Raw genomic sequence first — 25,913 nt, 5'->3', positions numbered from 1 at the left:
TCGCGTTCGGCGCGCTGCTGCGCCAGGGCATCGGCGACACCATCCGGGTCTCCCTGTCCGCCCCGCCGGTCGAAGAGGTCAAGGTCGGCACCCAGATCCTGCAGTCGCTCAACCTGCGCCCCCGCAAACTCGAGATCGTGTCCTGCCCCTCCTGCGGACGCGCCCAGGTCGACGTCTACACCCTCGCCGACCAGGTCACCGCCGGCCTCGAAGGCATGGAAATCCCGCTGCGCGTCGCGGTCATGGGCTGCGTCGTCAACGGCCCCGGCGAAGCCCGCGAAGCCGACCTCGGCGTCGCCTCCGGCAACGGCAAAGGCCAGATCTTCGTCAAAGGCGAAGTCATCAAAACCGTCCCCGAACACGCCATCGTGGAAACCCTCATCGAAGAAGCCATGCGCATCGCCGACACCGTCGACACTCCGGGCACGCCCACCGTGACGGTGGGCTGAGGCGATCAGGTGGGCTGACCGATGGCGAGGATCCGTTGCAGCAGCCGCTGCAGCTCCGGCGCGGGCGCGATGCCCAGTTCCTGGTCGAGCGTGCGCCGCAGCGTGCGGTACACGTTCAGCGCGTCGCTGCGGCGGCCGGAATGCGTCAGCGCCTCCATCAGCCTCGCGTGCGCCCATTCGTTCAGCGGCTGGCTGATGGTCAGCGACCGCAGTTCCCCGATCAGCTGCAGGTACCGGCCCAGCGCCAGGTCGGTCTGGATTCGCAGCGCCTGCGCCGCGGTGCGCTCTTCCTCGAGCCGGGCCTTGAACGGCCGCAGAATCGCCCCGGTCTCCACGTCGGCGAGCACGCGCCCGCGGAATACCTCCAGCGCGCGCCGGAAACTTTCCGAGGCCTTTTCATGTTCGCCGGCCTCGTAATGCGCCCGGCCCGAGTGGTAAAACGCGGAAAACCGGCTGACGTCGAGCTGGTCGCTGCTCAGCGAAAGCTGGTAGCCGGAGGAGACCGTGCGCAAGCCGTGCCCGCCGCCGGGGCCGTCCATGGCTTTCCGGATATGGCAGACATACGTGCGCACGGTCAGCGCGGCCTGGCGCGGCGATTCCTCGCCCCACAGTTCGTCCACGATCTGGTCCGTGCTCACGATCTGATTGTGGTAGAACAACAACAACGCGAGCAGCTGCCGCACCTTCGGCGCCTTCGGCATGCGTACTTCCGCGTCCCCGCATTCGACCCGCAACGGGCCCAAAAGCTTGAAATCCACGGCTTTCCCCCAGGAATCACCGCGCGAAGAGGCCCGGGCGACCCGCCCTCTCCGCACCAGCCAGTTTGTACCGCTTGTACCGCACCCAGTAACGGCGCTTCGCGGGGTCCGCGCCGCCGGTATCCGGAGTTCCCGGACCGCGTCGCGCGGTATTTCTTTTTCTCCCGCCAGAGCCGCTGGGCGCAGCTTGCCACACGGGTTCGGCACTGTCCACCGACACCGCGGCCAAGCCGGGTAATGCACAACCGCGCGGACTGCATGGCACTTTCCGGAAGTAAGGAAAAACCCCAGCAGGCCCCCGCGAAAGTCAGGGTCGGGCAAAATATGGATATCGCTATTTAATCTGTATTTACCTTTCGTCCGGCGCCGGTCTCCGCCGCCCCGCCCGCCGAGGGGATTTTTCCCCGCGCCCGTGCGCCGCGGGTCCCGGTTGCGCGGCCGTTGAGCCTCCGTTGACCCGGGCGTTGCACCCACGGGTGGAACCGGCCAACCCACCCGCGAACCCAACCAGCGGTGGACGACGCCCGCCGGGCCGGGCTCCTACCGTCGGCGGCAGCGGTCGTCGCGGGGTCCCGCGGAAGAGCCACCGGAGCCGGGAGGATTGTCATGTCGGGCGCGCCACTCGCCTTCGTGCACCACGCGAACCAGCTGAACATCACCGACGGCTACGACAACCGGGACGGCATCGGGCGGATCTGCGACGGCTACGCCGAGGTGCTCGACCTGCACCGCCGCTACCGGATCCCGACCGGCCTGCACCTGTCCGGCACGCTGCTCGAAGCCGCGCTCTGGCACCGTCCGGATTTCGTCGGCCTGGTCCGCGAACGGATCGCCGACGGCACCGTCTCGCTGCTCGGCGGCACCTACTCCGAGCCGATCATGCCCGCGTGCTCGGAGTGGTCGAACCGCCGCCAGCTGGCCGCCGCCGCGGACCTGCACCGGCGGCATTTCGGCGTGCCCGGCGGCCAGCCGCCGACCGCCTGGCTGCCGGAGCGGGTGTGGGCGCCGGAGCTGGCCGGGGTGCTCGCCGAGGCGGGCATCCGCCGGGTCCTGGTGGACGACCGGCTGCTCGCGAAGCCGGTCCCCGAGGACGGCTACCCCGCGGACTCCCGCGCGCACGCCGACCTGCACGGACCGTTCCACTGGGACGCCGAGCAGCCGCCACCGTTCCGCCCCGGGCTCGCCGATCTGCGCCTGCTGCGCCCGCGCGCGGTGACCGGCGACCTGACCGTGCTCCCGATCTGTTCCTACCTGCGGTACCTATTCCCGCCCCGGACGGACGCGCATTTGACCTTTCTGGAGGCGTTCCTCGCCGACGTCGGGGAGCGGCAGACCGGCGAGGAAATCCTCGTGTACGCCGACGACATGGAGCGCGCGGCAGGCGTCGGCGGCTGGGAACCCGCGCTGGAACACTACGAGCGGCTGCTGCGGTTCCTGGCCGAATCCGGGGCGGCCGAACCGGTCAGCCTGGATTCCTGGCTGGACGGACGCCCTCAGCCCGCGCCCGCCGACGTGCCGGCGGGGACCTACTACGAACTGGAGGTCGACTGGTCCGCCGGGCCGTCGTACCGCGGCTGGACCGACACCCAGGAATGGTGGTCGTACGGGGAATTGCTGGACTCCGTCGAAGCCGAACTGCGGGAAGCGGGCAGTGCCGTCGAACCGCGGCTGCAGGCGGTCGCCGAGCGGATGCTCCTGCTGGGCCAGCACGAACTGGGCTGGCACGACTGCACGGAGGACGGCCGGGGCCGCGCGCTGGCCCCGTGGGTGCGCGCCACCGCCTCGCACGCGCGCCTGGCCCGGCCGCTGCTGTCCGCGGCGCGCTGGGCGGCAGGCGGCCGCTACGCGCCGTCCGCCGGTCTGCACGACATCGACCGCGACGGCGACGGGGAGCTCATACTGGTGAGCGACGACGTGTGGTGCCTGGTTTCCCCGCGGGAGGGCGCGCGGGTGACCCTGCTCGCGCACCGCCGCCCGCGCGGTTCCGGCGAGGACGGTCCGGCGCTGATCGTCGGAAATCCGGCCGACCACTGGAATTTCCAGGAGGAACTGCACCGCTACATGGAGGTGCCCGCCGCGCATCCCGGCGCACTGGCCGACCGCGAGACCGCCCACCGCGCCTGGCTCCCGTGGGTGTCCGCACAGGACGCTTCCGCGGTGGCGGTCGACCTCCGCCCGGTAGACGGCTCCGCGACCGAAGTACGCCGGTACGCGCTCCGGCACGGCGTCCCGGCGCTGCTGGCCTGCATCCACACCGCGACGCCGGGTCGGCGGATCGAGAACCTGATCGTGCCGGACTACCTGGAAGCGCTGCTCGGCGGCAAGGAAGCGGTCAGCGCGGTCGGCGGGGAACTCTGGCGCGGCTGGAAAAGCGGGGCGAGCCAGTGCTGGCTCGCGTTCGATCCCGGGCAGGCCGAGGTGGTCGCCGACGAGCCGACCGCCGCCGGGCACGGGTTCCCGGCCACCGTCGTCGCCCACGACACGCACGTGGACCTGTTGCTGGGCGCGGGATTCGTGCACGACGCGTTCGCGGTGCGGTGGCTGGCCATGGCGCGCGACGTCCTCCACCCGGCCCCGGCCGGGCAGCCGAGGGCGGCGGCGCTGGCCGCGCCCACCGGCGTGGTGTGATGGCACCACCGTTGCGCAGGCTGGCGCGCTACCTGCGCGGGCATCGCGGTGCCAGCGCGCTGGCGGCACTGGCTGCGTTGGCCGCCACCGGTTTCGCCGCGGCGCTGCCGCTGGTGCAGCAACGGCTGATCGACCGCACCGTCGTCACGCACACTGACCCGATCGCGCCGTATCTGGTGGTATTGCTGGCTTTCGCATTCGGCCGGTTCGCGGCCACCGCCGTCCGGCAGTACTGGGGCGGCCGGACTGCCCTGGACGTGCAACGCGAACTGCGGGCCGACGTGGTGGCTGCGGTGCATCGGCTCGACGAGAGCCAGCGCATCGGGTTCGGCGCCGGACAATTGCTCGGCCGCGCGACCGGCGACGTCTGCTACGCACAGGGCCTGCTCGATCCGCTGCCCGCCGCGATCGGCAACCTCGCGCTGCTGGCGGCGTCGGCGACCGCGATGGTGCTGCTTTCCCCGGTGCTGACCGGGCTGGTGCTCGCGGTGTGCCCGCTGCTGGTGCTGGCTGTCCACCTGGCCCGCAGCCGGATCTTCCCGGCGGGGCTGGCCGCGCAGCAACGGTCGGCGGAGCTGACCGGCCGGGTGTCCGAGGTGCTGGACGGACTGCACGTGGTGACCGCGTTCGGCCGCCAGGAGCACGAACTGGCCGCCATCGAACGGGACGCCGCCGCGGTGCGCACCGCTCGGATCCGCACCGCTCGGGTCTCCGCCGCGGTCCTGCCGTTGATGAGCGCCGTGCCACTGGCCGGGCAGGTCGGCGTGCTGGGCATCGGCGGCTGGCTGGCGTTGCGGCACGACATCAGCCTCGGCACCTTCGTCGCCTTCGTGAGCTACTTGGCGCAGTTGGTCGGTCCCGTGCGCGCACTGGCCGGTTTGGTCGGGTACGCACAGGAAGCGCGCGCCGGGCTGGAGCGCTGCTTCGCGCTGATCGACACCCAGCCAGCACTGCAGGACGGCTCGCGCGAGCTGCCTCAAGCCGCGCTCGGAGTCGAATTGCGTGACGTGCATTTCGGCTACCACGACGAGCCGGTACTCCGCGATGTGTCGCTCACGATCGCGCCGGGCGAGTACGTAGCCGTAGCTGGGGCACCTGGTTCTGGGAAGTCCACCTTGCTACGGCTGTTGAGTCGCCGCTACGACGCGACCGCTGGCTGCGTACGCGTCGGTGGTGTGGACGTCCGCGCACTGAACGGCGAAGCATTGCATCGCGCGGTCGGAGTGCTCACCGAAGAACCGCAGCTGATGCCCGGCTCCTTCCAGACGAACATCGCTTACGGCGAACCCAACGCCAACCATGCACGAATCGTCGCGGCTGCTCGCGCGGCCGGGGTGCACGACTTCATCATGGCAAGCCCAGACGGCTACCAGACCAGGATCAGCGACGCCGAGTTGTCCGGCGGGCAACGACAACGCATCGCGCTCGCCCGGGCGTTGCTCCCGGACCCGAAGCTGCTGTTGCTCGACGACCCGACGACCGCAGTGGACGCGGTGACCGAGCGCGCCATCCACCGTCACCTGCGCGGCCTGGCCACCACGCGGGTCGTGGCGACCAGTCGCCCGAATCTCCTCCGTACCGCCGACCGGGTGGTGCTGCTGGAGTCCGGCCGCGTGGCGGACATTGGGACCCACGAGGAACTGCAAGCCCGCTCTCCCGCCTACCGGGCTCTCCTCGGCGAAACGGAGCCCGCGCCACCGCCGCCGAAACCCGCCTTTTCGCAAGTGCTGGCGGCACCCGTCACTGTCCCGCCTCGCCAGCACGGACTGTTTCGCGCGCACCGCAAGGGATTCCTCGCCGGTTTGTCGCTGCTCGCCGCCGGCACGGCCACCGATGTGCTGCTGCCGCTGGCCATGGGCCGCGGAGTCGACTCGGGCGTGAACGCCGGACAGCTCGGCGTACTGCTGGCATGGGTCGCCGCCGGTGCGGGTTTGGTCGCACTCAACGCGCTGAGCACCGCGGGCGAAACCGTGGTGACCGGCCGTACCTGCGAGCGGGTGCTGTTCGGCTTGCGCAGGCGCACCGCGCAGCACGCACTGGCGCTCGGCCCCGCGGAACGGGACCGCGGCCGGTTGATCACCCTGCTCACCGCCGACATCGAGGCACTGTCCCATTTTCTGCGCAACGACCTGCCCGGAGCGTTGGTCAGCGCGGTCACCACGATCGGCGCGATCACCGCACTGTCCTTGATGGACGGTGACCTGCTGCTGCTCGCGCTGGCGGGAGTTCCGTTGGTAGTGCTGGCCACGATGTGGTTCCGACGCCGTTCCACCCCGCTTTACACCCTCGCACGGGAGAGCCTGGCCGCTTTCACCACCGCGCTCCGCGAAACGATCAGCAGGCTCACCGTCGTGCAGCTTCACGGCCGCCGCACAGACAGCGTCGCCGAACTGGGTGCGCACGACCGCCGGTACCGCGACACCCGCGTACGCACGCATCTGTGGACCGCGCTGTACTTCCCGTTCGTCGAGTTGGTAGGCGCCGTGACCGCGGCGGTAGTGCTTGCGGCCGGAGCAGCGCGTATCGAAGACGGCACGCTCACCGCGGGCGTACTGGTCGCCTTCGTGCTGTACCTCGACTCGCTTTTCGCGCCCGTGCAACAGTTCGCCCAGGCCTACGACGGCTACGCACAGGCCGCTGTCGCTGTACGACGCCTTCGCGCCTTCCTCCGCACCGAACCGGCCGTACCGTCGCCGCGACAGCCGATCGCCCCGCCCCAGGCCCGAGGCTCAGTGCGGTTCAACCAGGTACGCATGCGCTACCCCGGTGCACCGCGCGACGCCCTGTCCGACATTTCGCTCGAGGTGCCGGCGGGCAGCACGCTGGCCGTGGTCGGAGCCAGCGGCGCGGGCAAGTCCACGCTGCTGAAGCTGCTTCTCCGGTTCCACGATCCGTGCCAGGGGCAGGTTCTGGTGGACGGCGTCGACCTTCGCAGCTACGACTTACGCTTGCTACGCAGGCAAATCGGCTTCGTGCCGCAGGAGCCATACCTCTTCGGACGCAGCGTGCTCGACAACATCCGTTACGGCTGCCCGGATGCCAGCCCGCGCGACGCCATCGCCGCCGCCCGCGCGGTAGGCGCGCATGAAGTGTTCGAAGCCCTGTCGGACGGCTACGCCACTACGGTCGGCGTCGGCGGCTCCGCGCTGTCGGCCGGCCAACGCCAGCTCGTCTCGCTCGCGAGGGCCCGGCTGGCACCCACGATTCTTGTCCTGGACGAAGCCACCGCGAACCTGGACCCGCGCACCGAAGCACGGTGCCAAGCCGCAACCGCCGCAGCGTGCGCCGGACGCACGGTGATACTCGTCGCGCACCGCCTGTCCACCGCCGCACACGCCGACCGCATCGCGGTGCTGGAGGACGGACGGCTCGCCGAACTCGGCACCCATGCCGAGCTTGTGGCGGCACAGGGCCACTACACGAAGCTGTGGGGATCCCTCGAAACCACGGGCTGAACCTCACTCCCCCGTCAACCCGTGCCGGAACGCATACCGCACCGCCTGCGCCCGGTCCCGCACGCCGATCTTCGCGAAGATCCGGTTGATATGGCTCTTCACCGTCGCCTCCCCGATGAACAGCCGCCCGGCGATCTCGCGATTGGACAGTCCGCCGGCCACCAGCCGCAGCACCTCGACCTCGCGACCGCTCAGCACCCCGTCCGCCGCGGAACGCACCGGCGGCTCGGCAGGCTCGCTCATCCCGGCGAGCAGACGCCGCTGCACCTCGGCGTCCATCACCGACTGGCCGGACGCGGCGGCCGCCAGCGCACGGGCGATGTCCGCGCGGCCAGCGTCCTTCGTGAGAAACCCCAACGCACCCGCCCGCAACGCTTCCCGCACCGAACTGTCGTCGGCATAAGTGGTCAGCACGACGACCTTCACCGCCGGGTGCTCCGCGCGCAGCCGGGCGGTGGTGCTGACCCCGTCCCGGACCGGCATCCGCAGGTCCATCAGGACCACGTCCGGCGGATCCGCGGCGACCATCTCCAGCACCGCGTCCCCGTTCGCGGCGGCGCCGACCACCGTCGTGCCGGGGAAGGTCTCCAGCAGGGTCACCAATCCCTCGCGCACCGCCGTCTGGTCGTCGGCGACCAGCACCCGCAACGGCCCGTCCATCAGTCCCCCTCGGTTCCCGTGCGCGGCACCCGCGCCCGCACGGTCCAGCCCGGTCCTTCGGCCGCCGCGTGCAGCGTGCCTTCCAACTGCTCGATCCGTTCCCGCATCCCGATGAGCCCGTAGCCGCCGCCAGTCGTGGTGCGTTCGGCCTCGCTCGGTGCGCCGTTCCGCACGACCAGTTCGACCTGCTCCTCGTCCACCGCCAGCGAGACGGTCACCGGCGCGCCCGGCGCGTGCCGCCGCACGTTCGTCAGTGCTTCCTGGCCGAGACGCTGCAACGCCAGCGTCACTTCCGGGCGCAGCTCCGACTGTTCGGCCGGCTCCTCGAAAGACACCGGCACGTCGGGATAGTCGGCCTGGTAGTCCTCGACCAGCGCGCTCAGGAACTCCGGCAGCGAGCGTTTGTCCCCGCGCAGCGCGCCGATCGCACGGCGGGTCTCGGCCAGGCCTTCCCCGGCCAGACCGCGCGCGCGGATCACGCAGGCCCGCGCCCGGTCCGCGCCCGGCACCGTCTCCAGGAGCGCGTCCGCGGCCTCCAGCTGCACGATCAAACCGCCCATCGAGTGCGCCAGCACGTCGTGGATCTCGCGGGCGATCCGGGCGCGCTCGGCCAGCGCCGCGGAACGGGCCTGTTCCTCCTTCGCGACCTGGGTTTCCACCAGCAGCATCTCGGTCTGCGCGATGTGCAGCAGGCGCTGCCTGCGCACGATCCCGGCCAGATACGAGGCCGCCGCGGCGAGCACCGCGAATCCGCCGGGCAGCAGGTTCTCCCAGAACCGCTCGGCGATTCCGACCGCCGCCATCGCGAAGACGGCGACCACCCCGGCCGGGCCCGGCTCCACCACGCTGGCGGCGGCGAGCACCATCAGGCAGACCAGGATCACGCCGACGTCCGAACCGGAGGTGCCGGGTACGAGCAGTGCGCCACCGACCACGCCGACCAGCAGCGCGATCAGCCGCAGCAGGCCCTCCCGGTCGCGCAGCAGGCCCCAGCCGAACCAGCCCGCCGCGCCGACGAGCAGGCCGAGCAGGTTGAGCCCGGGCAGGCCGTGCGTCCCGATCCCCGGCGAGGCCACCGCGACGGTGTAGGCCAGCACCACCATCAGGCCCACGCGCACCGCCCAGCGCGCGGCCACGGCGAGCGCTTCGGACCGTCCTTCGCCGGACACCGCGGCCCGTACGGTCCTCCTCGCCTCGTCCATGCCTGGCAGGTTAACCGCAGGCGCGGCCGCGGGTTACGACCGCAACTCGCGCGGTGGGGCGAAACTCAGCTTCTCTTCGGCGGTGCGCACCTCGCGCACGTCCCCGAAACCGTGTCCGGCCAGCAGTTCGAGCACCTGCTCGACCAGATCCTCCGGCACCGACGCCCCGCTGGTGACCCCGACCGTCGTCACCCCGTCGAGCCACGCGGGATCGACCGCGGCGGCGTCCTCGACCAGGTACGCCGCGGAAGCGCCGCCGTCCAGCGCGACTTCCACGAGCCGCACCGAATTGGACGAGTTGGCGGAACCGACGACGAGCACCAGACCGGCCTCGGCGGCCAGCTCGGCGACCGCTTCCTGCCGGTTCTGGGTGGCGTAGCAGATGTCGTCGCTGGGCGGGTCGGACAGCAGCGGGAACCGTTCGCGCAGCCGGCGGACGGTCTGTTCGGTCTCCGCGACCGAAAGGGTGGTTTGGGACAACCAGGTCACTTTGGCCGGATCGCGCACTTCCAAGCCCGCGACCGCGTCCGGGCCGTCCACCACGATGGTGTCCGCCGGTGCCTCGCCGCTGGTTCCTTCGACCTCTTCGTGCCCGTGGTGGCCGATCAACAGGATCTGGTCGCCGCGCGCGGCGGCACGCACGGCCTCGCGGTGCACCTTCGTCACCAGCGGGCACGTCGCGTCGATAGTGCGCAACGAGCGTCCCGCAGCGGCTTCGTGCACCGCGGGGGCGACGCCGTGCGCCGAGAACACCGTGACCGAGCCAGGCGGCACTTCGCTCACCTCGTCGACGAACACCGCGCCAAGACGCTCGAGACGGCGCACCACATGCGTGTTATGCACGATCTGCTTGCGCACGTAGACCGGGGCGCCGTGGCGCTGCAGTGCGGCCTCGACAGCGCGTACGGCGCGATCCACCCCGGCGCAGTACCCGCGCGGGCTCGCCAGCAACACCTGTTTCATGGCCGCGACCGTAAGCGGGGAGCGGCGGAGCGCACGAGATTCCTCAACGCGGGTCCAAGGTGGCCTCAACGACGCCGTCCACGCCCGCTCGACGCGGAGGCAACTCATCGGCCGCGCGGTCCGGCCAGCCGAGTTGCTGCAACCGGTCGAGAACGGAGAATTTCCGATAACCGAGACCGGAGATGTTGTGCATGATCTTGTAGCACAACCGGCGATTCCGGCCGTGGCAGGAAAGAATGTACTTGCTGCGCGCGTACCCGAAATTCCCGACCGCGGTGGTGAACATTTCCGCGAACCGGTGACTGAATTCGGAAATGGTTTTGAGCTCCGGGCGGCGCACCCGGTCGTATTCGGCGAGCGCGGCGTCGACCGCGCCGGATCCGGCGGTGGAGACGTCCCGGAACGCGCCGGCCAGCCGCACCGCGTCCGCGATCGCCGCGTTCATGCCCTGCCCGGCCATCGGGTGCACGGCGTGCGCCGCGTCGCCGATCAGCGGCATCCCGGCGCCGTGGAAGACCGGCGCGACGAACCGCCGCGCGGACAGCACCCGGCAGGTCGGCACCCCGGCGCGCACGGACTCGGCGATCGGCGCCACGCTCGGGCACGCGGCGACCGCCTCGTCCACCCAGCCGGCCAGCCCGGCCTTGCCGATCCGGTTCACCAGCCCGCGTTCGACCTGCAGGTACAGCCGCCCGCCGCCGCCGGGCATCGGGTACATCACGCGCATCCCGTCGCGGGTGATCGTGGTGGTCGCCTGGTGCGCCAGCTCCGGCACGCCGGCCAGGTCGATCGCGACCACCTGGTGGTCGTAGGGCGTGGTGTCCACTTCGATCCCGACCTGGCCGCGCAGCTTGGACGCGTGCCCGTCGGCCGCGACGACCAGGTCCGCGGACACCTCGGCGCGGGCGCCGCGCTCGCGCAGCACGACCCCGGCGACGCGGCCGGATCCGTCCCGCACCGCGCGCTCGACCGAGACCCCGCGGCGGAACTCGACCGTCGCGGGCAGCGCCTGGATCAGGTTGTCCAGGATGCCTTTGTAGGTGTGGGTGAGGCAGTGGTCGTAGGCGCTCGGCAGCCACCGGTAGTCCATCGCGCACAGCTCCGCGCCGTCGTCGCCCGCGCAGACCAGCCGGTCGATCCGGCGCCCGCCCGCGCGGCGCAGGGTTTCCAGCGCGCCGATCGAGTCCAAAGTGGCCAGCGAACCGGGCTGGAGGAGCTCGCCCTTGAACGTTTCCACCGTGTCGGTGAGTTTGTCGACCAGCAGCACCCGGCGTCCTTGCCTGCCGAGAAGAATCGCCGCGGTGAGCCCGCCTGCCCCGGCCCCGCATATGACAATGTCGTAATCGCTCACACCATTTACCGTTCTGCTCCGGAAGACGCGCGAAAATAGCACCGCGAGTGCACAGAAGAATCCCCCGCGAACAGCGTGACACGGCCCCGGGAACCCGTCAACGCGGCCGCCGCGCGGTTGACCGCGCGAACTCGGCCGTGTCACACTGATCGCGCCACGCCTGTGTCCTTTTCCCGGGCGTTCCGGCCGCGATTCCCTTTTCCACGCCAGGTCCGAAAGCGAGCGACCATGAGCCTCGACCCGATCCTCCCGCCCGCGGAGCTGGACCGCGCGCTGGCCCGCACCGCCGACGCGCTGTTCGCCCTCCAGCGCTCCGACGGCAGCTGGGAAGGCAGGCTGTCGGCCAGCCCCGGTTCCACCGCCGACGTCGTGATCGCCATGCACCTGGCGGATCCGGAAGGCTGCCGCGACCTGATCCGCCGGGGCCTGGACTTCCTGCTGGCCAACCAGGGCCTGGACGGCGGCTGGGGCGACGACGTGGACACCGAGCCGACGCTGAACGGCACCGCGCTGTCGGTGGCCGCGCTGGCGCTGGTGATCCCGGACGAGGCCGCCGGGCAGATCCGCCGCGGCTGGGCGCGCGTCGAGGAATTCGGCGGCACCGCGGCGATCCGCGACGTGGAACAGTGCTCGCTCACCGTCCTGGTGCACTTCTACCTGGTGCTGGCCGGGCTGATGAGCGACGAGGGCCTGCTGCGCTGCCCGATCGAACTGGCCCTGCTGCCCGCCCCGTTGCGCCGCAAGCTGACCTTCGCGATGCCCACCGCGCTGTCGTGGGGCCTGATGTGCGCCGAGCTGATGCCCGGCGGCCGGGTCCGCACCGCGCTCAACAAAGCCGCAACGCCGAAGGCCATCGAATATCTCGAAGGGCTGGTCGGGTTCGAAGGCCCGGAAGGCGGTTTCGTCGAGTCGCCGATGATGTCGGCCAACGTCTGCATCGGGCTCACCATCGCGAAACAGCGCCCGGACATCGTGCGCCACTGCCTCGACTACTTCCGCGCCACCATCAAGCCCGAAGGCGGCTGGGCGGTCACCCGCGACCTCGAGGTGGACGCGACCAACTTCATCACCACCGGTCTCCAGCACGCCGGGCTCGGCGACGACGCGCGGGTGACCAAGGCGGTCGGCTGGATCCGCTCCGCGCAACGGGACGAGGACTTCATCTGGACCGGAGCCCCGCCCGGAGGCTGGGGCTGGGGACTGCCGTCCGGCTGGCCGAACAGCGGCAACACCGGCGACGCGGTCATCGCGCTGTCCGGCGACGGCGCGGACGTGAGCGACCCGCAGGTGCGGCGCGGCACCGAATGGCTGCTCCGCCAACAGAACTACGACGGTTCGTGGAGCTGCTTCGCGCAGGTCGGCCGGATCGCGAGCATGGACCCGTCGTTCGCCATGGTCGGCAAGGCGCGGTCGCCGAAGGTGCTGTACGGCCCCTGCGCGGTGATGTCCGCCGAAGCGTTCTCCGCGCTGGCGTTGTCCGGACGCTGCCGCCCGGACGACGAACCGTTGCGCAACGCGTACGCGTGGTTCGCGAAGGTGCAGCGGGCGGACGGTGCCATCGAGAACAAGTGGTACGTCGGGCAGGTGTGCGGAACGGGCTCCGTGCTTCGCGCGCTGGGCGACGCCGGTCTGGGTTCGAGCACGGTCGCGCGGCGCTGCGTCTCGTGGTTGCGGCTCAACCAAAACGAAGACGGCGGCTGGGGCGACGCGCTCGGCCGGGGACACTCCACGGTCGAGGAGACGGCGATGGCCTTGCTGGGCCTGTGCGCGTCCGGCGTGACACCGACCGCGCCGATGGCGGCCCGCGGCGCGCGGTGGCTCGTCGACCATCGCGACGCGGACGGTCTGTGGCAACCCAGTCTGCTCGGCGTGTACTTCCTCGAACTGCTGTACCGGCACGACCACACCGCGAACGGCTATGCCCTGCAAGCGCTCGCGCGTTATCGCGAAGCATTGCGCGACGACACCGCGACCGCGCCGGGAACGTTCGACCAGCCGCGTTGGGCGGTGCCGCATGTCGGCCGCTGAGCAGGTGAAGCCGTGGAGCGCGGAGTTCGAGGAACTGCTTCGCAGCGAGCTGGCCTTGTGCGACGACACGTCTTCGCTGGAACCCGACACTCCGTTGCTGCACTACGGTCTCACGTCGCTGAGCACGTTGGCGTTGAGCAGCAAACTGGTTACGCGGTACGGCATCGAGCTGCCCGCCTTCGACGAGCGCGCGTTCCGTACGCCGCGTTCGCTGTGGAAACTCGTCGAAGGCACCACTGGCGCTTTGGCAAGCGGAGACGCGGAAACGGCCGCCTGGCGCGCGCCCGCCGAAGGATTGGCCGCGCGGTTCGCCGAGACAGCCGCCCGGTTCGCCGACGAGCCGTGCCTGGTCGACAACGCCGGTGCACTGACGTACGCGGAAACCGCGGCCCACGCCGCCGCGCTCGCCGAAACCATCGGCGCGGGCGGCGTGGTCGCCGTGCTCGGCGAGCGGGAGATCGCAACGTACTGCGCTTACCTCGGGGTGCTGTACGCGGGCGCCGCGATTGTGCCGCTGTCGATGGACTTTCCGCCGGAGCGCAACGCCGACATCGTCCGCCAGGCCGGCGCGCGCTGCGTCGTGCACACCGATCTGCGCGGCGAAGAACCGCTGGAGGCACAGCTGTCCGCGATGGCCGGGATCCCGGTGGTGGACATCCACGACGCGGCACCTCCCGGCCCAGCGGCGCGGGCCGCCGCTCCGGTCACCGGCGACAGCCCCGCGTACCTGCTGTTCACCTCCGGCTCGACCGGGCGGCCGAAGGGCGTGCGGATCACCCACGGGAACGTGGAAGCGTTCCTGGCCGCCGCGCTGCCGTCGTTCCGGACCGGGCCGGGGGAAGTGTTCTCCCAGTGCCACGGGCTGACGTTCGACTTCTCGGTGTTCGAGATGTGGGGCGCGTGGAGCAGCGGCAGCGCGCTCGCCGCCGTGCCCCGCGTGCACGCGCTCAACCCGGCGGGGACGATCGCCCGGCACAGCGTCACGGTGTGGGCCTGCACGCCGAGCCTGCTCGAAGCAGCCGCCGCCGCGGGGAATCTGGCGCCAGGATCGCTGTCCGGACTGCGGCATGTGGTGATCGGCGGCGAACCGCTGCGGCGCGAGACCGTCGCGCTCGCCCGCGCCGCCGCTCCGGAGGCGATCATCGACAACGTGTACGGGCCGACCGAGACGACGGTGTGGGTCAGCACCTACCGGCTGGCTCCCGCCGACCCGATCCCCGGCCACGCGATCCTGCCCATCGGCACCCCGACCACCGGTGCCGAGCTGAGCCTCGACGCCGACGGAGAACTGCTCGTCGCGGGCCCGCAGGTGTTCGCAGGCTACTCGGATCCGTTGCTGGACCGGGGAAAACTGGTCAGCCGCGACAGGCGGCGCTGGTATCGCACGGGCGACCTGGCGGAGTGGCACGACGGGCTGCTGCACCATCGCGGCCGGTTGGACGGACAGGTCAAGATCCGCGGCCACCGCGTGGAACTCGCCGAGATCGAACACGCGGCGACCCGTCTCCTCGGCGGTGTGCGCACTGCCGCGACTCCCGTGCCCGGGGTCCACGGCGACACTGTGCTGGCCTTGTTCGTGGAAACCGACGCGACCGACGAGGCCGCTCTGCGCTTGGAGCTGGGCCGCAGCCTGCCGGGGTACATGGTCCCGGACCGGATCTTCGCGACCGACGAACTCCCGTTGAACCCGCACGGGAAACTCGACCGCGCACGGCTGGCGGCACGGATGGGGTGAGCGGCTTCGTTCCTTCGCCGGGGAGCCTCATCCGTTGGCTCGCGGGAGTGACGGGACCCTGCGCTCCGCACCGCTCGGCACGAACTCCGCCGACCTGCCAGCGCGCGGCCAGCCGAGTCGTCGCCCGGCCGGGACGCGAGGTTTTGCCGTTCGGGCCGGGAGTGTCCCGTGGCCGCTGCCCCCCCGGCCAGCCAGTGGGTGCAGCGGAAGACCCGGTGATCCGCGAATGGCAAGGCACCGAACGGATCCTGCCCGGCGTCACCCTCGTGGAAGCGGGCGGGCATTTCCCGGGTGCCGCCGGGCTTGTCCGACGTCTGGTGGACCGGCTGGAGCCGTACGCGTTCGACCGGCTGTACGCGCTCACCGGGGCCACCGTGCCGACTGACGCGAAGGCCGCGGTGCGTCGTTCAGCGGAACGCTACATCGGCTGGGTCGACGGCACGAACGACCATCTCGGCTAACTCCTCGACCATCCCCGGCGTCAGCCGCCGCTCGCCCCACGAGTTGAGTGCGTGCACCGCGGCCTCGAACCCCACCGAATACTGCCCCGCCTTCGCCGCGACGCGACGGCGAAAGTCGAAAGTCAGCGCGATACGACACTGGTTCGCGCCATAAGCCGGAGGCATCCGGCCGCTTCGGTCACGGCCGGACCTGGATGAGCGGCGACACCAAGAGCCGCGTCTGCAGTTCGATCGTGAAGCGCTGCACGGGATCATCGAGGTCGACCGCGCACAGTTCTTCGATCCGTTGCAGCCGGTACCGAAAGGTGTTGCGGTGTATGCGAAGTGCCGCCGCCGCGCGGGTGGCGTCGCCGCCTGCGTCGAACCAGCAGCGGAGGGTGTTCAGGTATTCGGCACCGCGCGGGGAAGGGTCTCGGCGGAGGACGTCGAGGGAGCCGTCGAGCAGGGCCGGGTGTTCGGCGGCTAGTTCCGCGAGTTCGGAGATCAGGACGTGCGGCAGCAGGTCCGTCAGGTGAGCGGTCGCTGGTGCCGTCAGGACCCGCGACGCGTGCCGGAGCGGGCCTAGTTCGGCTCGGATTTCGGACGCGGTGGCGCAGGGGCGGCCGAGACACGCCACCAGCGGCGCGGTGGTCGACGCGCGCAGGCGCAGGCGTTCGGTGAAATCGGCGGGTCCTGGGTCAGGCATCGACGGGAACAGGACGAACAGGAGGGAACCCAGCGTTGCCGTGGCCGTGCGAGGGTTCAGCATTCGGGCGCAGCGGGCCAGGGCGCCCTCGCGATCGGGGGCGACCTCGCCCAGAGCGACGAGACGCCATCGCTGCGAAGTGCCGAGTCGTTCGGTCAGTGCTTCCAGTGATCCCGAACCGATGAGGAGTCCGCGCAGGAGCTCCGCGCGGATCGCGTCTTCGTCGTCTCGCCCGGCGGGCCCGTCGATGAACCAGGCAGCGGCGGCCGTCGACACCTCGCTCAGCACCCGTGCCACGGACGTCTCCCGGCGCGGCGCGCCGAGGACGTAGCCGCCGATGGTGGTGCCGGAGCGGATCGGGGCGGCCCAGCGCACATCCCCGTCCGGGAGGTCAACGCGGGCGACGCTTCGGACCTGGCCGAGGCGCTTCCGCAACTCTGACGGGATTCGCCGGGCTAACACCATTTCGCTGGTCAGTGCGTCCATCACTTCGCCGCAACCGAAGGCGAGTACGCGGAAGGACGCGTCGGCGACCACCACGGCACCGTCGAGGGCCAGGGCCGCGCTTTCGGCGAGATCGTAGAGACCAGCCGGGGTCGCTGTCACACCGCCGAATCGGGCACCGGACAGCAGGGAGTGCAGCACTGTGCCGATCTCGGCCCATTCGACCTGTCTGGCGACCACGAGCACGGGCACGGCAGCAGTGGCGAGGTCGAGTTCCGGTGGCAGAGCGCCCTCGCGTACGACTAGCGCTGCGGCTCCCGCGCGGCCAGCAGCGGTCAGGGCTTGCGCTAGTTCGTCGGCGGTCGCGCGGGGCTTCGTCAGCGGCACCAGCTGGTGCCGCCCCGGCAGCCGGGCGGGATCCCACGGCGTCGCCCCGGCCAGCGGACGGTTCAGGCCCGAAGCGGGGGCCGCCACGCTGAACCAGCCGCGTCGCGCGCTGACCAGGAGCGGAAGCCGGATCGTCCCGTCCGGCGGAGGGAGATCGGCGGCGATCGGTTCTCCTGGCCGGGTGTCGACTGCCGTCATCGGGCCGCTCCTTCCGTCCACGCCACGCTGCGTCGGGGGAAGGCTAAACAGCGCCCGGAGCGCCGTCAGTGGGCTCAGCGCACTGCGAAGACCGCTCGGCAGGGCTATCCGCCCAGCCGCCGCAACCGGGGCAGCAGATCCCGCCGCGCCAGGTCGAGGAAGCGGGCTTGGTCGTCGCCGGGCGCGTGCAGGACCAGGTCGGTGAAGCCCGCGTCCACGTACGGGCGGATCCGTTCGACGACCTCGTCGGGATCGGCGGAAACGATCCACCGGGACGCGATCTGGGACATCGGGAGTTCGTCGGCGACACGCTCCATGGCGACGGGGTCGGAGATGCCGTGTTTCTGTTCGGCGGTCAGGGACAGCGGTGCCCAGAACCGGGTGTTCGCGACGGCGGCCTCGGCGTCGGTGTCGTAGGAAAGCTTGATCTCGATCGAGCGCGCGACGTCCGCGGGCTTGCGGCCGGACTGTTCGGCTCCGGCGTCGACAGCGGGCTGGAGCTTGTCCGTGTAGAGCTCCATGCCCTTGCCGCTGGTGCAGATGAAGCCGTCCGCCGTCCGGCCTGCGTATTTCGCCACCACGGGGCCGCCTGCCGCGACGTAAATCTGCACCGGGTGGGCCGGTCGGTCGTAGACGGTCGCGTTCTCGGTTTGGTAGTACTCGCCGTCGAAACTCACCCGTTCCTCTGTCCACAAGCGACGGATGAGGTCGATCGCCTCGCGCAGGCGGGCGAAGCGTTCCTTGAAGCCGGGCCACTCCAGGCGGGCGACTGCGACCTCGTTGAGCGCTTCGCCGGTGCCGAGACCGAGCAGGACGCGTCCGGGGTACAGCGCGCCGAGCGTGCCGAAGGCCTGCGCGACCACGGCCGGGTGGTAGCGGAAGGTCGCGGTGAGCACGCTGGTGCCGAGCCGGACCCGTTCGGTCCGCTCCCCCGCCGCGGCGAGCCAGGCCATCGAGAACGGCGCGTGCCCGTGCCGGTGCCGCCAGGGCTGGTAGTGATCGCTCACCAGCACTGAGTCGAAGCCCCGCTCTTCGGCGAGGACGGCCAGGTCGACCAGGTGGCGCGGCCCGAACTGCTCGGCGGATGCCTTGTAGCCGACGGTGATTCCCGCGGTGCGTGTGTCCATTCCGGACACTCAACCCGGCTGGCGGCGCGGGGTCATCGTGCACGGCGGACGAACTCCAGCCCGCTGCCTTGTGCGCGACGTCAGCCGGGCTCGTCCCAATCCACCCCGGCCGCCCGCGTCGCCAGATGCACCGCCAACCGGTCATCCGGATCGCCCAGATCCACAGGCAGCAACTCGGCAATCCGCTCCATCCGCTGCATCACCGTATTCCGATGCACCCCCAGCGCCTCCCCCGCCGCCTTCGCCGAAGACTGGAAATCCAGATAACACCGCAAAGTCCGAACCAAACCACCGGAGGGATCCGCCTCCTCCAGCGGAGCGAGCAGGTCGGCCGCCGCGCCACGCAAAGGTGCGGAGCCGTACCAACCCGCGATCAGCTTTCGGGCGTTGCCCGCGTCGATGTGCTCGACGACCGCCCGGCGGTGTGCGGTGTGGGCGAGCAACGCCGCGCGGCGGGCCTGTTCGGCAGAGCGGCCGATGCCCGCGGCACCGGTGTGGGCGCGGCCTACTCCGGCGCACAGCCGCAGGCCGGGATGCTCCGCTTCGACGGCCGCGAGTGTCCTGGCAAGCCGGTCCAGCAACGGGCCGGGATCCTCGGCTTGCGCGTCGGAAGTCAGCCAGAACAGCCATCCTTCGGCGCGTTCGACAAGCCTCGCGGCGACGCCGTGTTCGGCCAGTTGTGCTTCCAATTCCGTACCCAGCGCGGACATCCGGAGCGCGGGCGGGGCGGCTGCCGCCTGCACCTGGACCGCGGTATGCCGTCCGGCGAGCCGCCAGCCGAGTGCGGTGGCCCGTTCGACGGTGCGGCGTCCCGGTTCGCCGGGCTGTTCGAGGATTTCGCTGAGCAGGAGCGAACGGCGCCGGTGTTCGCGTTCGTCGCGGACCGCCTCTCCGGCGACGTGCACCGCGAACGACAGCGCGGCGATCGCGATCGCGCGCCGGACCGGTTCGAGCAGCACGCCGGCCGCGAACCGGGGCCGCCGCACCGCGATCCAGTAGACCGCGGGACCGGTCGTGACGACCTGGACCGGGTGCAGCATCAGTTCGCCGTCCGCCCCGACAGTCAGGGCGACCGGCCGCGAATCGGCCAGCAAGGCGGGATCAGCACACCTGCCGAGCAGCGCGTGCACCTCCGGATCACCGGCCACGAAACGGGCCTCTGCGTCGACGAGCGCTACCGGTTCGCCGAGCGTCGCCGAGAGCTGCGAGGTGAGCGCGTTCGCGTCGGCGGGCGGACGCTGGAAGCGGCGGGACGCGTCGCCGAGCACCCGCAGGCCCGCGATCTCCGGGGCGCTGACGTAAGGGTCGAACGCCGTGATCACCCCGGTCGGAGTGCTGTCCTCGACGCCGATGAGCGGCAGCGCCAGCCGGTCGGCGAGCCTGCGGGTGGCGAAGGGCACCGGCCGGTGCGGGCGGGCCGCGATGATCCCGGACAGGCCCGCGCTGCCCGCCAGCCGGATCGCGAGGTCCGCCGCGAGATCGTCGAGGACCAGCTGTTCACGGCCGAACACCACGACGCTGCGCGGGGCGAGTTCGGAAATCTCGTGCACCGCGGATCCCGCGACGACCGCCCCGACGGGCCGCTTCAGCCCGGTCTCGCCCGCGAGCACCTCGTAGTGCTCGATCAGGTCGAGGTCCAGCAGCTGGGCGAGGGTGACCGTCATGGCGCCGCCGGTTCCAGGATCGGCCCCACCGCGGTCGCCTGGAGGCGCGCGGCCGGCACCGGAACGTAGGTCATCAGCGCCTCCTTCACCGGGGTTTCCCGCAGGGTGCGGGGATCGGCGCCGGCCCGGACCGCGGCGTCCCGGGCCAGTTGCCGGGCGCGGGCCGCCGAATCTTCCCGTCCGCCGGCGCCCTGCCAGAAGATCCGGTCGACCGAGCCCGCCGCTTCCGCGGTCGCCGCTCCCACGGCGGCTGCGAGATCGCCGTGCGGCGGCCGAATCGCGTCGGGCTGGGACCGGTCTCCGACGAGCACGACCGGGAGATCGTCGTAGCCGTACCGCGCGCGGGCGACCGCTGCGGCGACGGACATCGAGCGATCCACCACGGTCAACCGCGGAAGACGCGAGCCGATCCGGACGCCGCCGAATTCCCGGTGCGCGCCCGATTCAGGCAGCAACCCACCCCGCGTCGTCCCGACCACAGCCTGGTTGCCGGTCGCTTCCACCACCACCGCCGCGGACACTCCGGCCAGCCGGGCGGCACCGTGCAGCAACGCCGCCTGGGCTGCCCCGAGACAAGCCGTGGCATGGCGCTGCGCGGCGAGTTCGGGCAGCACGGTTCCGTCCCCGCGAACCACATACAGCTCCGCATCGGGATTGTGCTTCCGAACCGCGGCGCCCAGTTCGTCGATCCGGGCGCGGGCGAATTCGGCCAGAGCGGCGTCGAGCACGGCGGTGTTCTCCCGCTCCAGCAGCCCGATCGCCTCGGTCTCGCTGCCTTTGCGCACCGGGACGTCCGGCCCGAGCACGTCGGCGAGGACGGCCGCGGCCTGCTGTTCGTGGTCGGGATTCTCCAGCCCGTGGACTCCGGCGACCGCGACCGCGCGGACGGTTCCGGCGCACCGGCGGGCGAATTCGGCCACCGCGGCGAGGTCCAGCGGCGCGGACGCCGTGCCGTCGTATTCGTGCCCGCCCCGCACCATCGCGACGGGTCCGGCGAGCGCACTGGACAGCTCGACCGGCCAGCCCACAAGCGGCGGAAGCGCGGTCGCACCGCCGATGCGCAGCACCCCGACCGGAGATCCCGCCTCGGCAGGCACGGGCTCCGGCAGGATCGCCACGACCCGATCGACCGCTTCGGCATCGACCTCCGCGAGCAGCGCGCCGAGCAGTCTCGACGGCGAATCGGTGCCGGGAACCCCCCGGTGGGACGCCACGATTCGGTTCGCCGTGTCCAGTGCCACGGCTCGGGCGGCGACGGCGTCGAGGCCCACTCGCAACCGGCTCATCGGACACCAGCCAGAGGCGGCGAACCGTCGAACCGCACTGGATCGACGGCGTACCCGAACGCGCGCGGCCCGGCCGCCGCGTGTCCTTCGGGCGTGTGCCACCGCTCGTCGACCGGGCTGGCGATCACGTGCACTTCCTGGCCGGCGGCGAGGTCGACGGTCTGCGTCAACGCGCCCGTGTCCGCGTCCGCGACGCCGATCAGGTCCGGGGCCGTGGCCAGCACCGTGCCTTCCCGGCTGACGATCAGGTTCTCGTTCTGGAAGTCGATCCGCACGAAACCGTCTGGGGTGTCGAGGGAAACCACGCCGCGCGGCCAGCCGTCCGAGGAATGCTGCAGGACCTCCGCGACGGTTCCGGTACACACCAGGCGTCCGCCGCAGGCACGCAGGTACGGGTCGTGTCCGTCTTCGGCGAGCGCTGCCCCGATCCGGGCGCATTCGCTGATCGACCCGGCCGCGCCGAGCCGCGCACAGTCCCCGGCGGTCACCCGATACGCGCTGATCAGCGCCACGAGACCCAGCGGCGGCAGCACGGCCCGCACCAGCTCGCCGAGCACGGCGTCGGTGCCTTGGCTGAACTCGGCGACGATGCCGGAGCCTCCGACGACGGTGATCGGCGAGGCGGAAAACCCGGCCAGCCGCAGCAGCGTCAGGTCGATCGAGGGCAGCGTGCGGCGCATCAGGTCGAGGTCGAGGCACGGCAGCCCGAGTTCGGCCGCGACCGCGAGCGGAACGGCCACGTTCACGCTGCCGAGCTGGATCGGCAGGACCGCCGCGCACTCGCGCCCGGCCCGCGCTTCCACCGCCTTCCGGAGAGTCTCCGCCTCGACGGTGCTGTGCGCCTTCTCGACGAGCGTGTGCGGGGTTCCGCCGGACACCACGGGGAGGACGAGCGCGTCCGGGTCCAGTTCGCCCGCCGTGACGAGCGGGATCGGTCCGTGCCGCCGGAGGGCCGCGAGCAGGAGCTGCTGCGCCAGGTACGGGTCGCCGCCGCCTCCGCTCCCGAAGTGCCCGGCACCGCGCACCACGTCGTCGATCGCGGACTCGGCGACGTGCTCCATGCGCAAACCTTAACCGGCGTCGTGGCTGCTCAGGCGGTGGCGACACCCCGGAAACCGGCATACAGCCGAGCGAACGCGCGGGCGGCGGCGGTCAGCTCGGCGACCGGCACGTACTCGTCGGCGGTGTGCGCGACCGTCATCGACCCGGGCCCGTACACGACCGTCGGGATGCCGAGCTGATTGCGCAGGAACCGCGCGTCCGTGCCGAGTTTCAGCCCGCGGACCGGTACGTCGTCCGCCGCCTCCCGGACCTCGGTCACGAACGGGTGCTCCGGGTCCAGTTCGGAGCCCTCGGCGAAGGCGAGGACGTCCGCGTCGTAGTCGAACTTGCCCGCCGCGTCGATCAGTCCGGTGACGGTGGCCAGCGCCTCGTCCCGCGTCTGGCCGGGCAGTACGCGCCGGTCGATCCGCAGCCGGCATTCGGCGGCCACGATGTTGACGGCGGTGCCGCCCGCGATGGTTCCCGCGTTCGCGGTCGGGGCGCCCAGGAGCGGATGCGCTTTATCGCCGAAGTCGGCGAGGTGGAGCGCCGAGACGATCCGTGCGGCGTCGGCGACGGCGGAGTGCCCGGCGGCCGGATCACTGCCGTGCCCGGCCCGCCCGCGCACCACGATCTCCACCATCAGCGAGCCGCGCTCGGCCACCCCGACCCGCAGTTCGCTGGGCTCGGGCACGACGGCCGCGTCGGCGTGCACCAGCCCGGCGGCGACCAGCGCCTCGGTCCCGGCCCGGCCGCCGGTCTCCTCGTCCGCCACGAGATGGAAGACGATGTTCGCGGGCGGCAAGATTCCGGCGTCACGGCAGGCGCGCATCCCTTCGAGCGCCGCGGCGATCCCGCCCTTCATGTCGCAGGCGCCGCGACCGTAGAGCAGCCCGTCCCGGACCAGCCCGCCGAATGGCGGCACCGTCCAGTCCTCTTCGGACACTGGCACGACGTCCACGTGCCCGTTGACCAGCAGCGTCGGCCCGTCGCCGGACCCGATGCGGCCCAGGATCGACGGACGGCCCGGTTCGGGCTCGAAAACCTCGACCTCGGCACCCAGCTCCGCCAAGACCTGATACAGCGGCTCGACCACCGGCCGTTCCCCGCCGGGCGGGTTTTGTGTGTCGCACCGGATCAAGTCCGCCGCCAGGTCGGTCACCCTCGTAGCTTGGACGGCGGCAGCGGCGTTCATGAAGACTCCTCAAGGTGTGCAGTCAACGCGGCAAGGGCTTCGGCGTCGAGAAAACCCAGCGGCGCAAGCCCTTTCGCGAATCCGGCCAACGCAGGACGGAACGCCGCCACCTCCGCGAAGAGGTCGGCGGCCTCCCGAGGCCGGCCGGCGCGGGCGAGCAGGACCGCGCGCCAGAAGTCGGCCTCGCGGTTGTCCGGCCCGATCACCTCCGCCGCCGACGCGAGATCGTTCAGCCGCGCGTCCAACTCGTCCGGCGTGACACCCTCGAACGGCCCGAGCGTCAAGCCGCGCGCGAACATCACCCCGCCGACCGCGCCGAAGGCCCGCGAGCGCGGGAGGAGCCGGGACAGTTCGGCGAGCGGATCCGGATGGTCGTCGACCCGCAGATCGACCACCACCTCGTTCCACGGCGTCGGACTCCGTCGGCCGGAGACGACCAGCAGTGCCGCCGACTGGGCGCCACGCACGTCTCCCCCGGCACCGTCCGCGGCTTGGAGCCCGGCGAGGATACGGTCGGCGAGGTCGCCGCCCGCGGTCTCGAAGGCGGACAGCGCGGCCTGGCACACGTCCGGGGCAGCCAGCATGTTCCCTTGCACCGTCACCTGATGCCCGCGCGCGGAACCGGCGTGCGGCGCGCACGAGCCGCCGGTGTGCGTGCCCACCGACCCCCGTGCGTCGACGATTCCCAGCTGGCGATAAGCAGAATCCGGGTCCTCGGCCACCAGCAAGTCCACAGTAGACGGTGCGGGTACGCCTGCCCGCAACAGCTCCAGGCCGCGAGGTCCGTAGTCGACGTTGACGAACGCCTGGGTCGCTACCGCGCCGACGCCCGCCTCGGCCCACGGCAGCAACGTGCCGACGCCGAAGAAATGGGTCTGGGCGCCGACCCCCAGGCAGCCGGTGACCGGATCGCGCGCGACGATCGAGTACGTCACGGCCTTCCTTCCTCCGCCCGCGCGAGGTGGTTCCAGAGGAGGCCGGCAACCTGGCCGGTTTCCTCGAGCATCGGCAGGTGACCCGTTCCGTCCAGCTCCACTGCGGTGCCGCCGGTGGCTTCGGCGAGTTCGCGCGACATCGCGGGCGGGCACGTCGGATCCTCGGTTCCGGCCACTGCCAGCACCGGAATCCCCGACGTGGCAACCTTTCCCGCCAGGTGCCGGATGTCCGCGCCGAACGCTCCGTAAAGGATCTCCGCGACCACCGTCGTCGGCCGGGCGCCGACCGCTTCCGCCATCACCTCCCGGACCCGCGCGGAATCCCGGTGCTTCCGGCCCACTATCTCCGGCACCTGACCGGCGAAGTACCCGGCGGTCCCGGCGGCCTCGAGTTCGCGCACCATCGCGGCGATCGCCTCGTCCGGAACACCGGTGCCCAGCGTCGAACCGAACGCGGCGACGCTGCGCACCCGCCGGGGATGCAGCGCGGCCAGCGCGACGCTGATCGTGCCGCCCAGGGACCCGCCGGCCAGATGCGCCTGGTCCAGCCCGAGCGCGTCGAGGACCGCCAGAACATCCGGCACGTAGCCGTCTTCGACGGTGAACGGGCCGGTCTGCCCGGAGTTCCCGTGCCCGCGCAGGTCCGGCGCCACGACCGGCCGGTCGAGCCGGGCGGCGACGTCCTCCCAGACCACTGCCGCGGAGTTGATCGGATGCAGGAGCACGAGCGGGACGCCGGGCCGGTCGTCCGCCGTGCGCAGCACTGACAGCTTCCCGGCCGGGCCCTCGACGCTGACGCGGTCCAAACCCCTGCTCATTCCGTGCCGTGCTTGGGCATCTGCGGGTCCTGGACGCTGACGTGCATGTGCCAGATCCGCCAGTCCGGGCCGCCCTTGCCGTCGTCGCGGCGGAAGAACTCGGTGGTGCGGAACGGGGTCGGGACCGCGTCCTGCTGGCCGGGCGCCAGCACGTCGGCGGTTCCTTCGGCGGTGAGCAGCGCGACGTCCCCGAAGACCTGGACGTCCGGGCCGACGGTGTCCTTGATCGCGGTGATGCTCAGCCCGATCTTCGCGGCGTTGACCCACAGCCGGTGCTTGTCCAGCACGCCGTGGTAGGTGTGGCCGTTGAGGTTGAACTGGTGGTAGCCGTCGCCCTCGGGGAAGTACTGCAGCATCCGGTCGGCGACGAGGCCGATGTTCGCCTCGTACCAGCCTTGGTGCACTTCGAGGATCCGCTCGAGATCAGTGCTCATGGTCGTGCC

The 25,913-nt window shown here is 71.4% G+C and carries 20 protein-coding genes; 6 read left to right on the top strand and 14 right to left on the bottom strand.

Going from position 1 to position 25,913, the window contains the following annotated elements; genetic code table 11:
• Positions 1–449: flavodoxin-dependent (E)-4-hydroxy-3-methylbut-2-enyl-diphosphate synthase (locus PUT80_RS15160; protein ID WP_275292324.1), on the top strand; the 449-nt coding region annotated here is incomplete at its 5' end.
• 5 nt (positions 450–454) lie between these two features.
• Here PUT80_RS15160 and PUT80_RS15155 read toward each other — a convergent pair.
• On the bottom strand, positions 455–1,207 hold the full coding sequence (locus PUT80_RS15155; RefSeq protein ID WP_275292323.1) for an AfsR/SARP family transcriptional regulator: 753 nt from the start codon (positions 1,205–1,207) through the stop codon (positions 455–457).
• 606 nt (positions 1,208–1,813) lie between these two features.
• On the opposite strand from PUT80_RS15155, the gene PUT80_RS15150 reads away from it, so the two are divergent.
• Together PUT80_RS15150 and PUT80_RS15145 are read left to right on the top strand one after the other, a co-directional pair.
• On the top strand, positions 1,814–3,835 hold the full coding sequence (locus PUT80_RS15150) for a hypothetical protein (RefSeq protein ID WP_275292322.1): 2,022 nt from the start codon (positions 1,814–1,816) through the stop codon (positions 3,833–3,835).
• On the top strand, positions 3,835–7,290 hold the full coding sequence (locus PUT80_RS15145; protein ID WP_275292321.1) for an ABC transporter ATP-binding protein: 3,456 nt from the start codon (positions 3,835–3,837) through the stop codon (positions 7,288–7,290). The genes PUT80_RS15150 and PUT80_RS15145 overlap by 1 nt, the downstream gene beginning before the upstream one ends.
• Before the next feature lie 3 nt (positions 7,291–7,293).
• On the opposite strand, the gene PUT80_RS15140 is transcribed toward PUT80_RS15145, so the two are convergent.
• Genes PUT80_RS15140 through PUT80_RS15125 form a run of 4 tightly spaced genes read right to left on the bottom strand, consistent with a single transcriptional unit; the run spans position 7,294 to position 11,466 of the window.
• On the bottom strand, positions 7,294–7,950 hold the full coding sequence (locus tag PUT80_RS15140) for a response regulator transcription factor (protein ID WP_275292320.1): 657 nt from the start codon (positions 7,948–7,950) through the stop codon (positions 7,294–7,296).
• Positions 7,950–9,152 carry a histidine kinase gene (locus PUT80_RS15135; protein WP_275292319.1) on the bottom strand — a complete coding sequence of 401 codons (1,203 nt, stop codon included), beginning with the start codon at positions 9,150–9,152 and terminating at the stop codon, positions 7,950–7,952. Before PUT80_RS15135 ends, PUT80_RS15140 begins: the two co-directional genes overlap by 1 nt.
• Before the next feature lie 33 nt (positions 9,153–9,185).
• Complete coding sequence (locus PUT80_RS15130) at positions 9,186–10,115, bottom strand: 4-hydroxy-3-methylbut-2-enyl diphosphate reductase (RefSeq protein ID WP_037819633.1); 930 nt, start codon at positions 10,113–10,115, stop codon at positions 9,186–9,188.
• Positions 10,116–10,158: 43 nt separating this feature from the next.
• Positions 10,159–11,466, bottom strand: a complete 1,308-nt coding sequence (locus tag PUT80_RS15125) for an NAD(P)/FAD-dependent oxidoreductase (protein ID WP_275292318.1) — start codon at positions 11,464–11,466, stop codon at positions 10,159–10,161.
• Positions 11,467–11,694: 228 nt separating this feature from the next.
• Between PUT80_RS15125 and PUT80_RS15120 the strand changes: the two genes are divergently transcribed.
• The 3 genes from PUT80_RS15120 (at position 11,695) to PUT80_RS15110 (ending at position 15,690) form a co-directional block, all read left to right on the top strand.
• Positions 11,695–13,494: a prenyltransferase/squalene oxidase repeat-containing protein gene (locus tag PUT80_RS15120; protein ID WP_275292317.1), complete on the top strand. Its 1,800-nt coding sequence runs from the start codon at positions 11,695–11,697 to the stop codon at positions 13,492–13,494.
• The gene (locus tag PUT80_RS15115; RefSeq protein WP_275292316.1) at positions 13,481–15,229 is read left to right on the top strand and encodes an AMP-binding protein; all 1,749 of its coding nucleotides are present in this window, start codon (positions 13,481–13,483) and stop codon (positions 15,227–15,229) included. Before PUT80_RS15120 ends, PUT80_RS15115 begins: the two co-directional genes overlap by 14 nt.
• A gap of 215 nt (positions 15,230–15,444) precedes the next feature.
• Positions 15,445–15,690 (top strand): hypothetical protein, encoded by a 246-nt coding sequence (locus PUT80_RS15110; protein WP_275292315.1) that lies wholly within the window; start codon positions 15,445–15,447, stop codon positions 15,688–15,690.
• A 178-nt stretch (positions 15,691–15,868) separates the two neighbouring features.
• Here PUT80_RS15110 and PUT80_RS15105 read toward each other — a convergent pair whose 3' ends face one another.
• From PUT80_RS15105 to PUT80_RS15065, 9 genes are all read right to left on the bottom strand, one after another.
• Positions 15,869–17,404 carry a helix-turn-helix domain-containing protein gene (locus PUT80_RS15105; RefSeq protein ID WP_275292314.1) on the bottom strand — a complete coding sequence of 512 codons (1,536 nt, stop codon included), beginning with the start codon at positions 17,402–17,404 and terminating at the stop codon, positions 15,869–15,871.
• 104 nt (positions 17,405–17,508) lie between these two features.
• A complete protein-coding gene (gene fgd / locus PUT80_RS15100) occupies positions 17,509–18,531 on the bottom strand; it encodes a glucose-6-phosphate dehydrogenase (coenzyme-F420) (protein ID WP_275292313.1) in 1,023 nt (340 codons plus the stop codon).
• Positions 18,532–18,611: 80 nt separating this feature from the next.
• Positions 18,612–20,195 carry a PucR family transcriptional regulator gene (locus PUT80_RS15095; protein WP_275292312.1) on the bottom strand — a complete coding sequence of 528 codons (1,584 nt, stop codon included), beginning with the start codon at positions 20,193–20,195 and terminating at the stop codon, positions 18,612–18,614.
• Complete coding sequence (locus tag PUT80_RS15090; RefSeq protein ID WP_275292311.1) at positions 20,192–21,481, bottom strand: hydantoinase/oxoprolinase N-terminal domain-containing protein; 1,290 nt, start codon at positions 21,479–21,481, stop codon at positions 20,192–20,194. The genes PUT80_RS15095 and PUT80_RS15090 overlap by 4 nt, the downstream gene beginning before the upstream one ends.
• The gene (locus PUT80_RS15085) at positions 21,478–22,542 is read right to left on the bottom strand and encodes a DUF917 domain-containing protein (protein WP_275292310.1); all 1,065 of its coding nucleotides are present in this window, start codon (positions 22,540–22,542) and stop codon (positions 21,478–21,480) included. The genes PUT80_RS15090 and PUT80_RS15085 overlap by 4 nt, the downstream gene beginning before the upstream one ends.
• 29 nt (positions 22,543–22,571) lie before the next feature.
• Positions 22,572–23,717 carry a M20 family metallopeptidase gene (locus PUT80_RS15080; RefSeq protein WP_275292309.1) on the bottom strand — a complete coding sequence of 382 codons (1,146 nt, stop codon included), beginning with the start codon at positions 23,715–23,717 and terminating at the stop codon, positions 22,572–22,574.
• Positions 23,714–24,652, bottom strand: a complete 939-nt coding sequence (locus PUT80_RS15075; RefSeq protein WP_275292308.1) for a DUF1028 domain-containing protein — start codon at positions 24,650–24,652, stop codon at positions 23,714–23,716. The genes PUT80_RS15080 and PUT80_RS15075 overlap by 4 nt, the downstream gene beginning before the upstream one ends.
• A complete protein-coding gene (locus tag PUT80_RS15070) occupies positions 24,649–25,470 on the bottom strand; it encodes an alpha/beta fold hydrolase (protein ID WP_275292307.1) in 822 nt (273 codons plus the stop codon). Before PUT80_RS15070 ends, PUT80_RS15075 begins: the two co-directional genes overlap by 4 nt.
• A complete protein-coding gene (locus tag PUT80_RS15065; protein WP_037819610.1) occupies positions 25,467–25,904 on the bottom strand; it encodes a nuclear transport factor 2 family protein in 438 nt (145 codons plus the stop codon). The genes PUT80_RS15070 and PUT80_RS15065 overlap by 4 nt, the downstream gene beginning before the upstream one ends.
• Positions 25,905–25,913 lie beyond the last annotated feature (9 nt).

This window comes from Amycolatopsis sp. La24 (assembly GCF_029087445.1).
GTDB lineage: Bacteria > Actinomycetota > Actinomycetes > Mycobacteriales > Pseudonocardiaceae > Amycolatopsis > Amycolatopsis nivea.
The sequence above is the reverse complement of the archived record's forward strand: the minus strand, read 5'-3'. Positions and strand labels throughout refer to the sequence as shown.

Excerpts from the sequence above, each read along its gene's own strand:
- PUT80_RS15095 (WP_275292312.1), bottom strand. The coding sequence starts at position 20,195 with ATGACGGTCACCCTCGCCCAGCTGCTGGACCTCGACCTGATCGAGCAC.
- PUT80_RS15090 (WP_275292311.1), bottom strand. The coding sequence starts at position 21,481 with ATGAGCCGGTTGCGAGTGGGCCTCGACGCCGTCGCCGCCCGAGCCGTG.
- PUT80_RS15065 (WP_037819610.1), bottom strand. The coding sequence starts at position 25,904 with ATGAGCACTGATCTCGAGCGGATCCTCGAAGTGCACCAAGGCTGGTAC.
- PUT80_RS15150 (WP_275292322.1), top strand. The coding sequence starts at position 1,814 with ATGTCGGGCGCGCCACTCGCCTTCGTGCACCACGCGAACCAGCTGAAC.
- PUT80_RS15135 (WP_275292319.1), bottom strand. The coding sequence starts at position 9,152 with ATGGACGAGGCGAGGAGGACCGTACGGGCCGCGGTGTCCGGCGAAGGA.
- fgd (WP_275292313.1), bottom strand. The coding sequence starts at position 18,531 with ATGGACACACGCACCGCGGGAATCACCGTCGGCTACAAGGCATCCGCC.
- PUT80_RS15085 (WP_275292310.1), bottom strand. The coding sequence starts at position 22,542 with ATGGAGCACGTCGCCGAGTCCGCGATCGACGACGTGGTGCGCGGTGCC.
- PUT80_RS15140 (WP_275292320.1), bottom strand. The coding sequence starts at position 7,950 with ATGGACGGGCCGTTGCGGGTGCTGGTCGCCGACGACCAGACGGCGGTG.
- PUT80_RS15080 (WP_275292309.1), bottom strand. The coding sequence starts at position 23,717 with ATGAACGCCGCTGCCGCCGTCCAAGCTACGAGGGTGACCGACCTGGCG.
- PUT80_RS15130 (WP_037819633.1), bottom strand. The coding sequence starts at position 10,115 with ATGAAACAGGTGTTGCTGGCGAGCCCGCGCGGGTACTGCGCCGGGGTG.
- PUT80_RS15145 (WP_275292321.1), top strand. The coding sequence starts at position 3,835 with ATGGCACCACCGTTGCGCAGGCTGGCGCGCTACCTGCGCGGGCATCGC.
- PUT80_RS15105 (WP_275292314.1), bottom strand. The coding sequence starts at position 17,404 with ATGACGGCAGTCGACACCCGGCCAGGAGAACCGATCGCCGCCGATCTC.
- PUT80_RS15070 (WP_275292307.1), bottom strand. The coding sequence starts at position 25,470 with ATGAGCAGGGGTTTGGACCGCGTCAGCGTCGAGGGCCCGGCCGGGAAG.
- PUT80_RS15120 (WP_275292317.1), top strand. The coding sequence starts at position 11,695 with ATGAGCCTCGACCCGATCCTCCCGCCCGCGGAGCTGGACCGCGCGCTG.
- PUT80_RS15115 (WP_275292316.1), top strand. The coding sequence starts at position 13,481 with ATGTCGGCCGCTGAGCAGGTGAAGCCGTGGAGCGCGGAGTTCGAGGAA.